The organism is Streptomyces sp. NPDC004539 (assembly GCF_040610055.1).
Lineage (GTDB): Bacteria > Actinomycetota > Actinomycetes > Streptomycetales > Streptomycetaceae > Streptomyces.
This window is the reverse complement of sequence record NZ_JBEXLS010000024.1, coordinates 129,490-142,363: the sequence shown is the minus strand read 5'-3', so window position 1 is coordinate 142,363 and position 12,874 is coordinate 129,490. Positions and strand designations below refer to the sequence as shown.

Genomic DNA, 12,874 nt, shown 5'->3' with positions numbered 1-12,874 from the left:
CCGGGGTCAGCCCTCGAAGCGGTACCCCATGCCCGGCTCGGTGATCAGATACCGGGGGTGGGCCGGGTCGGTCTCCAGTTTGCGGCGGAGCTGGGCCATGTAGACCCGTAGGTAATTGGTCTTGTTCCCCCGGGAGATCCCCCACACCTCCTGGAGGAGATACTTCTGGGTGACGAGCCGCCCGGGGTGGGTGACGAGGATCTCCAGCAGATGCCACTCGGTCGGGGTGAGCCGCACGTCCCGCCCCTCCCGTACGACCTTCTTGGCGAGCAGGTCGATGGTGAAGACGTCCGTCTCCACCCGGGTGGACTCGGGAGCCAGCGGCGTGTCCTCCGTGCGGCGTACGGCGGCCCGCAGCCGGGCCAGCAGCTCGTCCATGCTGAACGGCTTGATGACGTAGTCGTCCGCCCCCGCGTCCAGCGCCGCCACCTTGTCCTGCGACGCCTGGCGGGCGGAGAGGACCATGACCGGTACCCGGGTCCACAGCCGCAGCGCCCTGATGACCTCGACGCCGTCCATGTCGGGCAGGCCGAGGTCCAGCAGGACGACGTCGGGCGGGTGCGCGGCGGCGAGCCGCAGGGCCGTGGTGCCGTCGGGGGCGGCGTCGACGTCGTACTGCCGGGCCTGAAGGTTGATCACGAGGGCCCGGACGAGCTGTGGGTCGTCCTCGACCACCAGCACCCGCGTCATCTCAGTGCGCCTTCCTCACTGCCGGGCCACAAGTGCCTTGAGGGCGATGTTGAGTTCGAGGACGTTGACCCGGGGGTCTCCGACGAAGCCGAGGGTGCGGCCCTCGGTGTGCTCGTCGACCAGCTTCTCGACCGCCGCGACGGGCAGATGGTTCCTCAACGCGACTCGGTGGACCTGGAGTTCGGCGTAGGCCGGGGAGATGTCCGGGTCCAGGCCGGAGCCGGAGGAGGTGACCGCGTCGGCGGGCACCTCGGACGGCTTCACCGTGTACCCCGGCACCGAGTTGTCCTTGACGACCTTCGCCTTGGCGTCCTCGACCTGCTTGATCAGCGTCTTGCTGTCGGCCGACAGGTTCGTCGCCCCTGAAAGCAGCAGCTTGTAGCGGGTGTTGACGGAGTTCTCGCCGAGTCCGTTCGCCGGGCGGGACTGGAAGTAGTCGAGGCTGTAGCCCTGTTGGCCGATGAGGGACGAACCGACCACTTTCCCCTGGGACTTGATCTCGGAGCCGTTCGCCTTGTCGTTGAAGGCGGCCTGGGCGATCCCGGTCACCACCAGCGGGTAGAGCACGCCCGTCACCAGCGTCAGCACCAGCAGGGCGCGCAGCCCCGCCCACAGCAACCGGCCTGTGTTCGATACGGAGTTGTTCATGACGGTCAGCCGATCCCGGGGATGAGGGAGATGAGCATGTCGATGAGTTTGATGCCGATGAACGGGGCGATCAGCCCGCCCAGGCCGTAGACCGTGAGGTTGCGGCGCAGCAGCTTGTCGGCGCTGACCGGCCGGTAGCGCACGCCCTTCAGGGAGAGCGGTACGAGCGCGATGATGATCAGCGCGTTGAAGACGACGGCCGACAGGATCGCGGAGTCCGGCGAGGCCAGGTGCATGATGTTGAGCTTGTCCAGGCCCGGGTAGACGGCCGCGAACAGCGCCGGGATGATCGCGAAGTACTTCGCGACGTCGTTGGCGATGGAGAACGTCGTCAACGCGCCCCGGGTGATGAGGAGTTGCTTGCCGATCTCGACGATCTCGATCAGTTTGGTCGGGTCGGAGTCGAGGTCGACCATGTTGCCGGCCTCCTTCGCGGCCGACGTACCGGTGTTCATGGCGACGCCGACGTCGGCCTGCGCGAGCGCGGGGGCGTCGTTGGTGCCGTCGCCGGTCATCGCGACCAGCTTGCCGCCCGCCTGCTCGCGCTTGATGAGGGCCATCTTGTCCTCGGGGGTGGCCTCGGCGAGGAAGTCGTCGACGCCGGCCTCCTCCGCGATCGCCTTGGCGGTCAGCGGGTTGTCGCCGGTGATCATGACGGTGCGGATGCCCATCCGGCGCAGCTCGTCGAACCGCTCCCGCATGCCGTCCTTGACGACGTCCTTGAGGTGGATGACGCCCAACACGCGGGCGCCTTCGGCGTCTTCGACCGCGACGAGGAGCGGGGTGCCGCCCGCCTGGGAGATGCGGTCGGTCAACTCCTGGGTGTCGTCGGCGACTTCACCGCCCTGTTCGCGAACCCAGGCGATGACGGAGGCCGTTGCCCCCTTGCGGACCTTGCGCCCGTCCAGGTCGACGCCCGACATCCGGGTCTGCGCGGTGAAGGCGATCCACTCGGCGTGGCTCAACTCCCCCTGGTGGCGCTCCCGGAGCCCGTACTTCTCCTTGGCGAGGACGACGATGGAGCGGCCCTCGGGGGTCTCGTCGGCCAGCGAGGAGAGCTGGGCGGCGTCGGCGACCTCCGGCTCGGTCGTGCCGCGTACGGGCACGAACTCCGCCGCCCTGCGGTTGCCGTAGGTGATGGTGCCGGTCTTGTCGAGCAGCAGCGTGGAGACGTCCCCGGCGGCTTCAACTGCCCTGCCGGACATGGCGAGTACGTTGCGCTGGACGAGCCGGTCCATGCCCGCGATGCCGATCGCGGACAGCAGCGCGCCGATCGTGGTCGGGATGAGGCAGACCAGCAGGGCGACCAGCACGACCATCGTCAGATGGGTGCCGGCGTAGGTGGCGAACGGCGGCAGGGTGGCGCAGGCCAGCAGGAAGACGATGGTCAGCGAGGCGAGCAGGATGTTCAGCGCGATCTCGTTGGGCGTCTTCTGCCGGGCCGCGCCCTCGACCAGGCTGATCATGCGGTCGATGAAGGTCTCGCCGGGCTTCGTCGTGATCTTGACGACGATCCGGTCGGAGAGGACCTTCGTCCCGCCCGTGACGGCGGACCGGTCACCGCCCGACTCCCGTATGACGGGGGCCGATTCACCGGTGATCGCGGACTCGTCGACCGAGGCGACGCCCTCGACGACGTCGCCGTCACCGGGGATGACGTCGCCCGCCTCGCAGACGACCAGGTCCCCGATCCTCAGTTCCGTGCCCGGGACTTGAGAGCCGTCGACCTTGCGCGCGACGGTGTCGGTCTTGGCCTTGCGCAGGGTGTCGGCCTGCGCCTTGCCGCGTCCTTCGGCGACGGCCTCCGCGAGGTTGGCGAAGACGACGGTCAGCCACAGCCAGGCGCTGATGGTCCAACCGAACCAGTCCGTGGGGTCCTTGAAGGAGAAGGCGGTCGTCAGGACCGATCCGATCCACACCACGAACATGACGGGCGACTTGACCATCACCCGGGGGTCGAGCTTGCGGAACGCCTCCGGCAGCGACTTGAGGAGCTGCTTCGGGTCGAACAGCCCGGCGCCCACCCGGCTTTGGGCGGTGTCGCGCCCGGCCGGGGTGTCCTGGTGGGGTGCGAGGGTGGGAGTGGACATCGCGTCCTCTTGGTCCTTCGTGCGAGTCGTCATGACGCCAGCCCCTCCGCCAGCGGTCCCAGCGCGAGTGCCGGGAAGTAGGTCAGCCCGGTGATGATGAGGATCGCGCCGACCAACAGGCCGGTGAACAAGGGCTTTTCGGTGCGCAGCGTGCCCGCCGTGACCGGCACGGGCCGCTGTTCGGCGAGCGAGCCGGCCAGCGCCAGCACGAACACCATCGGCAGGAACCGCCCAAGTGCCATGGCGAGCGCGGTCGTCGTGTTGTACCAGTCGGTGTTGGCGTTGAGTCCGGCGAACGCGGAGCCGTTGTTGTTCGCGGCCGACGTGAACGCGTACAGCACCTCGGAGAAGCCGTGGGCACCGGAGTTGAGCATCGAGTGCGGCGGTGTCGTCATCGCCATCGACACGGCGGTGAACACCAGCACCAGCGCCGGGGTGATCAGGATGTAGCAGGCGGCGAGTTTGATCTCGCGGGCGCCGATCTTCTTGCCGAGGTACTCGGGCGTACGGCCGACCATGAGGCCGGCGATGAACACCGCGATGATGGCCATGATCAGCATGCCGTAGAGGCCGGAGCCGGTGCCGCCGGGCGCGATTTCGCCGAGCATCATCGACAGCATCGTGATGCCGCCGCCGAGGCCGGTGAAGGAGGAGTGGAAGGAGTCGACGGCGCCGGTCGAGGTGAGTGTCGTCGACACCGCGAAGATCGACGACGAACCGACGCCGAACCGCACCTCCTTGCCCTCCATCGCGCCGCCCGCCATCTCCAACGCGGGCCCGTGGTGGGCGAATTCGGTCCACATCATCAGTGCCACGAAGCCCACCCAGATCGCGGCCATCGTCGCGAGGATCGCGTACCCCTGCTTCACCGAGCCGACCATGACGCCGAACGTCCGGGTCAGCGAGAAGGGGATGACGAGGATCAGGAAGATCTCGAAGAGGTTGGTGAAGGGCGTCGGATTCTCGAAGGGGTGGGCCGAGTTGGCGTTGAAGTAGCCGCCGCCGTTGGTGCCCAGCTCCTTGATGGCCTCCTGCGAGGCGACCGCGCCGCCGTTCCACTGCTGCGACCCACCCAGGAACTGGCCGACCTCATGGATGCCGGAAAAGTTCTGGATCACCCCGCAGGCGACGAGGACGACGGCCGCGAGCACCGCGCCGGGCAGCAGGATGCGGACGACGCCCCGTACCAAGTCGGCCCAGAAGTTGCCGAGTTCACCGGTCCGCGAGCGGGCGAAGCCGCGGACGAGGGCCACCGCGACCGCGATGCCGACGGCCGCCGACACGAAGTTCTGCACGGCCAGCCCGGCCGTCTGCACGACGTGCCCCATCGTCTGCTCGCCGTAGTACGACTGCCAGTTGGTGTTCGTCACGAACGAGACGGCCGTGTTGAACGCCTGTGCCGGGTTCACCGAGGAGAAGCCGAGCGAGCCGGGCAGGACGCCCTGGAGCCGCTGCAACAGGTACAGGAACAGCACGCCGACGGCGGAGAAGGCGAGCACGCCGCGCAGGTACGCGGGCCAGGTCATCTGCGTGTCGGGGTTCGCGCCGATGCCCTTGTAGATCCACCGCTCCACCCGCCAGTGCCGGTCGGTCGAGTAGACCTTGGCCATGTAGGTGCCGAGGGGGATGTAGACGAGCGCCAACGCGCCTATGAGTGCGAGGAGTTGCAGCACTCCCGCGAGTACGGGACCCATGAGGCTCTCAGAACCTCTCCGGGAAGATCAGGGCGAGGACGAGATAGCCCAGCAGGGCGACGGCCACGATCAGGCCGACGACGTTCTCCGCGGTCACAGCCTCGTCACCCCCTTGGCGACGAGAGCCACCAGCGCGAACACCGCGACCGTGGCGACGACGAAGGCCAGATCGGCCATCGCGAGCTCCTGAGAAGGATCGAATGCATCCGCAAGCGGATCGGACGCTTTCGAGCAAACCTCCCGGGACGGCCGTTTCCGACACCTCTTGACGGGTCCCATACGGCGCCGGACGGCCCTTTGACGGGTCCCTTACGGGGGTGACGTCCCCCGCAAGGGATCACTCCCCGGAGCTACGACCGGCGGTAGGACCGACGGGCGGTCCGGCGGCAGGCCCGGCGGCAGGACCTGAGGGGTACGCCCTGAGAGGTACCTCCTGAGGTCTACGGGATCACCCCGGCGGCCCGCAGCAGCTCCGCCGCCTCCTCCGCGGCCCCCGGCGCGGCCAGCAGCAGCGGGGTGTCGTAGGCGGGCAGCCCGGGCAGGGCCACGGCGCCCGCCTCGGTCGCGACGAGGAGCGCGGGGAGGCCGTCGATCGGGTGGAACTCGCCGATCGCGGCGGCCGTGGCGCGGCCCGCCGCGACCTGGACCAGGGAGAGCGCGGTGGAACCCATGACACGGACCGTGCAGTGCCGCTCGGCGAGCGCGGCGAGCAGCGCGTCGAGGCCCGGCCAGTGGCGGTGCGCGGCCCACTCGGTCATGAAGACGTGCCCTGTCAGGGTCGTGTGCGGGGCGGCTCTCAGGGGCGTGCCGTCGAGGAACGCGCCCCCGCCCTTGACGGCGGTGAAGACCTCGCCGCGCCAGGGGTCGGCGACGACGCCGAGCAGCGGGCTGCCGTCGGGGGCCGCGAGCCCCAGGGAGAAGGAGCACCAGCCGAGACCGTGCGCGTAGTTCGTCGTGCCGTCGATGGGGTCGATCAGCCAGTGCGGGGCGTCGGGGACGCCGTCGATGGTGCCGTACTCCTCCCCGACGATCCCGTACGACGGGAACGCCCGGGTGAGGACCTCGCGGACGTGGGCCTCCACCTCCTCGTCCCGGTCGGTGACGATGTCCGCCGGGCCCTCCTTCTGGCGTACCTCCTGAGGACGAGGCCGGCGGATCACCTCCGACGCCCAGTAGGCCAGCTCCGTCGCGACCTCCATCGCCGCGTCGAGATCCACCTCGTCACCCACAGCTCTTCACCACGCCTTCCACGTCGTTGCTGATGATCGCGTCCACGCCCCAGGAGATCAGTTCTTCCCGCCGGACGGCGTCGTCCACCGTCCAGCAGCTCACCTTGATGCCCCGGCCGTGCCATACCCGTACCTCCTGAGAGCTCAGGAACCGGTGCTCGGGGTTGTAGTACTGGGGGCGTACGGCGCCGAGGACCGGCTCGACCGGGGGCTGGGCGCCGTACCAGCTGAGGAAGAGGGTGACGCGGTCGTCCCGGGCCCGGACGGCGGCCATCGCCTCGGCCGAGCCGCAGAACATGGCGCCGGTGCCGCCGGTCTCGGCGAGGGCGGCGACCGCGAGCTCCGGGTCGCCGGTGTCGAGGAGCAGCGGGCGGTCCGCGGTCTCCAGCGCCTCGGCGAGGGTCGGGACCTCGGGGGCGAGGGTGTGCAGCTCGGGCAGGGTGAGGTCGGCGACGCGCTCGGGGCGGCCCCACAGGCGGCTCAGGTCGTCGTCGTGGTGGAGGACGAGTACGCCGTCGGCGGTACGCCTCAGGTCCACCTCGATCGCGTCGGCCCCGGCGGCTCCCGCGAGCCGGATCGCGGTGAGCGTGTTCTCGACGGCGCGTCGGGGGTCGCCCCGGTGGGCGACGGCGAGGGCGCTCACGCGGCGGCGCCTTCGGCATCGTACGAGTGGGCCTCGCCGGCGCCCCGCGCGTCGTACGAGAGGGCCCGGCCGGCGCTCACCCGTACCCGCTCCCCCACCCCGGTCGTACCCCCTGTGAGGTACGACCTGAGAGCCACCCCTCCGGTCTCCAGCCGCAGGACGACCTCGGTGAAGTGGCCCCTGGGGAGTACCCGGCTGACCACCGCGGGGGTACCGTCCGGTGTCCCCATCCGGATCTCCTCCGGGCGGATGCCCACCGTCCGGCCCGGGCCGGCGGGGCCCACGAGTTCCGCGCACCGCAGCAGTTCCGTGCCGTCGGCGTGGCGCAGGACCCCCTGGTCGGCGGTCACCTCGTCGAGCCGGTTGAGGCTGCCCACGAACTCCGCCGTGAAGAGGGTCGCCGGTGTGCGGTAGAGGTCGTCGGGGGCGGCGTACTGCTCGATGCGGCCCGCGTTCATGACGGCGATGCGGTCGGCGACGGTGAGCGCCTCGTCCTGGTCGTGGGTGACGAACAGGGTGGTGATGCCCAGGCGTTGCTGGATGTCGCGGATCTCCTCGCGGACGCGTTCGCGGAGTTTGGCGTCCAGGTTGGACAACGGCTCGTCCAGCAGCAGGAGTTGAGGTCGCAGCGCCAACGCCCTTGCGAGCGCGGTGCGTTGCTGTTCGCCGCCGGAGATGCGGGCCGGGTGGCTGTCGGCGTGATGGGCGAGGCCGACCAGGTCGAGGGCCTCGGCGACGCGCCGTCTCGCCTCCTCCTTGGGGACCTTGTGCATCTTGAGGCCGAAGCCGACGTTGCCCGCGACGGTCATGTGCGGCCAGAGCGCGTAGTTCTGGAACACCATGGCGGTGGGCCGCCGTTCGGGCGGTACGGCCGCGTAGTCGGTGCCGCCGATCTCGACCCGGCCTGAGTCCGGGGTGAGAAATCCGGCCGCCATGCGGAGAGTTGTGGTCTTGCCGCAGCCGGAGGGGCCGAGCAGGCAGACCATCTCGCCGGGTTCCACCCGGAGTTCGAGGCCGTCGACGATCGTCCGGCCGCCGAGGGTCTTGGTGAGACCGGCCAGAACCAGCCCTGAATTCATCGCAGTTGGAACCCTTCGGCGAGGTGGCCGCCCATGATGTGCCGGCGTACGCCGAACAGCAGGACCACGGACGGGACGGACAGCAGGAGCGAGAAGACGGCCGCGACGCCCTCGGGGTAGTTGGTGACCATGCCGTACATTGCGGTCGGCATGGTCAGGTAGACCGGGGCGCCGATCAGCAGGGTGCCCTGGGCCTCGTCGAACGCGGCGAGGAAGGAGAGGATCACCGCGACGAGGATGCCGGGGCGGGCGATCGGCAGGGTGACGCGCCAGAACACGGTGAGCGGACCGGCCCCCGCGTCCCGGGCCGCCTCCTCCAGGCTGCGCGGCACCGAGGAGAACGCCGCGGCGGGCAGCCAGGTCATGAAGACGACGGTGCCGAGGAGTTGGACGATGACGACGCCCCAGAACGTCGTCATCAGGTTCAGCGTGTAGAAGAGCGACGCCATCGCGACGTACAGGCCGATCTTCGGGAAAGCGTTTACAGAGAACAGCGCGACGAGGAAGAAGCGGCGGCCCGGGAAGTCGAAGCGGGAGAACGCGTACGCGGCGGGCAGGCACACGACCGCCGAGAGCAGCGTGGCGACCGGCGCGAAGACGAAGCTCCAGCGCACCGCCGCGACCAGGTCGGGGTTGTCGGCGACGGCCCGCCACCAGCGCAGGGTCCACTCCTGCGGGAGGAGGCCGGGGTAGCGCCAGGTGCCGGCGAACGCGTGCGGGAAGAGCCACAGCAGCGGGCCGAGGACGAAGAGGGCGAGGAGCCCGACTCCCAGTCCCGTCAGGCACTTTCGGAGGATGCGTACGGTCATCGGGTCGCCGCCGCCTTCCTGGCCTCGCGGACGTTGGCCCGGACGTACGCCACGCCGACCAGCGACGCGAGCGCGAACACGACGACCGCCATCACCAGGGACTGCTGGGGCTGGTTGTAGGACTGGAAGGTGTTCGCGAGCTGCACCCCGAGCATCGTCGGGGCCGTAGGACCTACGAGGTAGGGGACGGTGTAGCTCCCGAGTACGGAGATGGTGGTGAACGCGGCCGTGATCACGGCGGGTACGCCCGCCATGGGGAGCAGTACCCGTAGTACCACCTGGGTACGTCCGGCCCCCGCGTCCCGGGCCGCCTCGATCAGCGCGTCGGGCACGGCGGCGAGCCCGGAGGACAGCACGAGGACCGCGAACGGCAGGTTGGTCCACACCTGGCCGATCACCACGCCCCAGATCGTGTAGCTGAGCCGGGGCGCGTGGCTCCAACCCACCGCGTGGGCAAGGGTGGTGAAGGCGCCGTCGCCCGCGTAGAAGGTGAGGATCGCGTACGAGCCGATCACCGCGGGCAGGAACAGCGGGGTGATCGCGAGGGCGCTGACGGCCTTCGCGGTACGGCCGCCGGTGAGGCGCGCGTACAGGGCGACGGTGAGGGCAAGCGCGAACACGGCGACGACGCTCAGGAGGGTGACCTCGACCGTCACCGTCAGGCTGCGCAGGAAGACGTCGCTGGTCAGGACCTCGCGGTAGGCGCCGAGGGTGCCCCACCAGTGGTCGGCGGTGTGCTGGTGCAGGCCGATCGCGGCGATGACGGAGTTGAGGCCGCCGAAGTGGCCGAGCGTGTAGAGCAGGCCGGAGACGACTGGGATGCCGACGAAGAAGGCGACCAGGAGGAGCGGCGGGAGGACCAACAGGCCGCCGGGGCGAGGGCGTTGACTCAGTGCCCCGGCGCCGGGTCGGCGGTTTCGCTTGCCGGCGCGGTGAGTTCGGTTCCCCGCGCCGCCGCCCTGGCCCGCAGCTTCGGCCGGTACGGGGCCCGGGGTCCGCCCGGCGCCCCGTGGGCGTTCCGCGAGACTCACTGACCGGGCACCTTCTGCTGCCACAGGTTGTTCATGTCGTTGCCGGTCTTCCCGGAGTACCCGGGGCGCAGCTTGGTGACGTCAACTCCCGCGAACCGGTCGGCCGTTGCCTTGGGGAGTTCGTTGAGCGGGATCACCGGGTAGGCGGCGAGGTTCTTGACGATCGCGTCCTGCTGGGCCGCCTCCAGGAAGAAGTCGGCGAGCTTCAGCGCGGCCTTCTGCTTGCTGCCGCCCTTGGGGATGCCGATGTAGGAGGCGCCGCCGGTGAAGGTCGGGGAGGAGATCTGGGTGAACTTCACGGTCGAGTCGAGCGTGTGGTTCTGGACGGCCGAGAGGTACATGTCGGACCAGACCGGCGCGAGGGAGATCTGCCCCTTGGCGAGCAGGTCGAGGACGGCCTGGTTGCCGTTGGGGTAGACCCCCTTGCCGTAGACGTACGGGTTGAGGCCCTTGAGGTCGGCGAACCCGGCGTCCCACTTCGACTCCAGGGAGGCGTCGTACCCGGTCTGGAAGGTCTTGAGGGTGGCCGCGTCGAGGTGGCGGTCGAGGGTGGTCTCGACGAACGATCCGCCCGAACCGCCGGTGGAGGGGCTGTTGTAGGCGAACTTGCCGGGGTTGGCCTTGATCCAGGCGACGAGGTCGTCGTACGTCTTCGGCGGGGTCTTCACCTTGGTGGAGTCGTACGCGAGTACTACGGAAGATCCCCGATAGGGGACGGCCGCGTTGTCGACGGGACCCAGGAGGGACTGGTCGACCTTCGCGAGGTTGGGGACGTTCGCGGACGACACCGTTGTCAGGAGGCCCGCGGCGGCGGCGTCCGGGGTGATCGAGGACTCGATGACGTCGTACCCGGCGTCGCGCTTGGTCTTCGCGGCGGCCTGGAGTTTGGCGAGCGTCGCGGCGTCGGCGGTGCCGTGCGCGGAGTAGACGACCTTGACCTGGTAGCCGGGGTTCGCCTTCTCGAAGGCCGGGACGACGACGTCCTGCCACAGCGTCTGGATGTTCGTGTCACCGCCGACGTACGCGGTGAGGTGGTGGTCCGAGCCGCTGCTCGCCGACGCCGACGAACACGCCGAGGCGACGAGGGCGAGCCCTCCGGCGCACAGGACGGCGACCGCCGTACGTGTGGTGCGGGCGGACGCTGCGGTCCGGAGGGGTATCCGGTGGGGCATGGTGGGGCTCCGGGCAATCGATGCGGAAGGGTGCGTTCCGCACGATAAGCACCGCGTTCGGGCGGGCGCAGGAACCTCCGGGTGAACCCGCAATGACGCCTGGAGAGCTAGTTTCTGTCACCTTACAACCCATTTGCACAACTCTTACCGAGGGCCGTCAATCACCCCTCATCGCACCCCGAAGCGGCACCAGTAACACGGCGGAGGTCTCCCCCGCAGGCGAACGCCCCATTCCTCGCGTCCCTCCCAGGTAGCCCCCTACCGTTGCCGCCGGAGGAAATTCACCGGCCTCGTAGGAGTTCGGCCATGAGTGATCGCCCCGAGCCGTCGCGTGCGATGACGGCGCAGGAGGTGGACGGGAAGCTGGCCGCGATGGAGCGGGCGGCGGGTGTGCTGCTGCGGGAGTGGGAGGAGGCGGAGCGCCGGCTGACGGAGCGGAACGAGCTGAGCGAGGCGAGGATCAGGCGGGCACAGCGCACGGGCCGGGTGGCTTCGCCGTTCGAGGCCGAATCCGTCCTGGAATCGGTGCGGTTGAAGCTCGCCGCCGACAGCGCGAAGGGATACGGCGACGCCGTACGGGACTTCGTGTGCTGGTGGGTGGACGCGGCGGGCGCGGCCTGGCAGTCGGCCGCGCTCGGGACGCCGCTGTCGTACACCCGCTGGGGTGCGGTGACCCCGCACACGGTGATGTTCGACGACGAGCTGGCCCTGCTGCCTCGCGCGTCCGAACAGGCGCGCAAGCTGGTCGAGTTGGAGGATTTCCTGGACCCTCCGATCCCGGGTTTCAACCAGCCGGAGGAGCGCCGCCGGCGCCTGTGGGGCGATCTGTGGGCCGAGCGCCGTATCCCGCTGCTCCCCGCCACCGACGAACTGGACGTCCTTCTCTCCCGCACCCCGGAGGCGGCGGCGCACCGGCTGCGGGCCGCTCTGCGGGCGATCATCGAGGCCGCCATGGCCAAGCCCCGCATCGACGAACTGGAGGACAAGGAGGGCCCCTGGGCTCCTTCCGAGATCGCCGAGTACGACCGACTCGACGCCCTGCTCGACGAGTTGACCCATCGCCTCGCCGACTACGCCCGTGTCCTGACGGACGTGCTGCCCGAGGTGCGTGCGGTGAACGCCTGAGGCGTCAGCGCTCCCGGTGCTCCAGCCGGCCGTAGTAACCCCGCAGCAGGAGCTGCTGGTTGGCCTCTCCGCAGCGGGACAGGACGGCGGGCTCGAACATCGGTTCCGTCAGGTTGGGCTGCATGACGCGTTCCAGGAGGAGCGGTCCGAGGACGAGGCAGAGCATCTGGAAGGCCGCCCACTCGGCGTCGGGGCCCTCACCGTCGAGGCCCTCGTCCCCGTACGCCTCGGAGAGGCGCAGGAGTTCGCTGTGCGCGCCCCGCAGGAGGCGGCCGAAGAGCTGGGCGCCGGCCTCGCCGCCCTCCAGCAGGGCGTGCCGCAGATAGCCGCGCAGCACCGGGTCGGCGCCGAAGACCTCGGTGGAGATCCTGCCCAGCGAGGACATCAAGTCCCCTTCGGCCCCCAGGGAGTTGAAGCGCTGCGCGAGGAGGTCGAGGACATGGGCGTCGACCGCCTCGCGCAGCCCCTGTTTCGAGCCGAAGTGCCGGGTGACGAGCGCGGGCGAGAAACCGGCGGCGGCTGCGACGGCCCGCGTGGACGTCGCCTCGAACCCTCGCTCGGCGAAGAGTTCGAGTGCCGTCTGACGCAGCCGGGCGCGGCCGGCGGGGTCGCTCTTCGCGATGTGCTCGTCCATGTGCTCGGCGTGACTCCGGTGTGAGATGGG

At 69.8% G+C, this 12,874-nt stretch carries 14 protein-coding genes; 1 reads left to right on the top strand and 13 read right to left on the bottom strand.

The window, feature by feature from the left end:
• Positions 1 to 6 precede the first annotated feature (6 nt).
• The 12 genes from ABZX85_RS37745 to ABZX85_RS37690 all read right to left on the bottom strand — a co-directional run bounded on the left by ABZX85_RS37745 (position 7) and on the right by ABZX85_RS37690 (position 11,085).
• Positions 7 to 690 carry a response regulator transcription factor gene (locus ABZX85_RS37745; RefSeq protein WP_355879365.1) on the bottom strand — a complete coding sequence of 228 codons (684 nt, stop codon included), beginning with the start codon at positions 688 to 690 and terminating at the stop codon, positions 7 to 9.
• 15 nt (positions 691 to 705) lie between these two features.
• Positions 706 to 1,338 (bottom strand): potassium-transporting ATPase subunit C, encoded by a 633-nt coding sequence (locus ABZX85_RS37740; RefSeq protein ID WP_355879362.1) that lies wholly within the window; start codon positions 1,336 to 1,338, stop codon positions 706 to 708.
• A gap of 5 nt (positions 1,339 to 1,343) precedes the next feature.
• Positions 1,344 to 3,461: a potassium-transporting ATPase subunit KdpB gene (gene kdpB, locus ABZX85_RS37735; RefSeq protein ID WP_355879359.1), complete on the bottom strand. Its 2,118-nt coding sequence runs from the start codon at positions 3,459 to 3,461 to the stop codon at positions 1,344 to 1,346.
• Positions 3,458 to 5,122 (bottom strand): potassium-transporting ATPase subunit KdpA, encoded by a 1,665-nt coding sequence (gene kdpA / locus ABZX85_RS37730; RefSeq protein ID WP_355879356.1) that lies wholly within the window; start codon positions 5,120 to 5,122, stop codon positions 3,458 to 3,460. Before kdpA ends, kdpB begins: the two co-directional genes overlap by 4 nt.
• 7 nt (positions 5,123 to 5,129) lie before the next feature.
• Entirely contained in the window at positions 5,130 to 5,219 is a 90-nt protein-coding gene (gene kdpF / locus ABZX85_RS37725) for a K(+)-transporting ATPase subunit F (RefSeq protein ID WP_018566520.1), read from the bottom strand.
• On the bottom strand, positions 5,216 to 5,401 hold the full coding sequence (locus tag ABZX85_RS37720) for a hypothetical protein (RefSeq protein WP_355879353.1): 186 nt from the start codon (positions 5,399 to 5,401) through the stop codon (positions 5,216 to 5,218). Before ABZX85_RS37720 ends, kdpF begins: the two co-directional genes overlap by 4 nt.
• A 161-nt stretch (positions 5,402 to 5,562) precedes the next feature.
• A complete protein-coding gene (locus ABZX85_RS37715) occupies positions 5,563 to 6,351 on the bottom strand; it encodes an inositol monophosphatase family protein (protein ID WP_355879350.1) in 789 nt (262 codons plus the stop codon).
• Entirely contained in the window at positions 6,344 to 6,994 is a 651-nt protein-coding gene (locus ABZX85_RS37710) for a glycerophosphodiester phosphodiesterase (protein ID WP_355879347.1), read from the bottom strand. Before ABZX85_RS37710 ends, ABZX85_RS37715 begins: the two co-directional genes overlap by 8 nt.
• Positions 6,991 to 8,073 (bottom strand): ABC transporter ATP-binding protein, encoded by a 1,083-nt coding sequence (locus ABZX85_RS37705; protein WP_355879344.1) that lies wholly within the window; start codon positions 8,071 to 8,073, stop codon positions 6,991 to 6,993. Before ABZX85_RS37705 ends, ABZX85_RS37710 begins: the two co-directional genes overlap by 4 nt.
• Positions 8,070 to 8,882: an ABC transporter permease subunit gene (locus tag ABZX85_RS37700; RefSeq protein WP_355879341.1), complete on the bottom strand. Its 813-nt coding sequence runs from the start codon at positions 8,880 to 8,882 to the stop codon at positions 8,070 to 8,072. The genes ABZX85_RS37705 and ABZX85_RS37700 overlap by 4 nt, the downstream gene beginning before the upstream one ends.
• Entirely contained in the window at positions 8,879 to 9,745 is an 867-nt protein-coding gene (locus tag ABZX85_RS37695) for an ABC transporter permease subunit (RefSeq protein WP_355879338.1), read from the bottom strand. The genes ABZX85_RS37700 and ABZX85_RS37695 overlap by 4 nt, the downstream gene beginning before the upstream one ends.
• A 164-nt stretch (positions 9,746 to 9,909) precedes the next feature.
• On the bottom strand, positions 9,910 to 11,085 hold the full coding sequence (locus ABZX85_RS37690; protein ID WP_355879335.1) for an extracellular solute-binding protein: 1,176 nt from the start codon (positions 11,083 to 11,085) through the stop codon (positions 9,910 to 9,912).
• 306 nt (positions 11,086 to 11,391) lie between these two features.
• Between ABZX85_RS37690 and ABZX85_RS37685 the strand changes: the two genes are divergently transcribed.
• Positions 11,392 to 12,210 (top strand): hypothetical protein, encoded by an 819-nt coding sequence (locus tag ABZX85_RS37685; RefSeq protein ID WP_355879332.1) that lies wholly within the window; start codon positions 11,392 to 11,394, stop codon positions 12,208 to 12,210.
• A gap of 4 nt (positions 12,211 to 12,214) precedes the next feature.
• On the opposite strand, the gene ABZX85_RS37680 is transcribed toward ABZX85_RS37685, so the two are convergent.
• On the bottom strand, positions 12,215 to 12,844 hold the full coding sequence (locus ABZX85_RS37680) for a helix-turn-helix domain-containing protein (RefSeq protein ID WP_355879329.1): 630 nt from the start codon (positions 12,842 to 12,844) through the stop codon (positions 12,215 to 12,217).
• Positions 12,845 to 12,874: the final 30 nt, after the last annotated feature.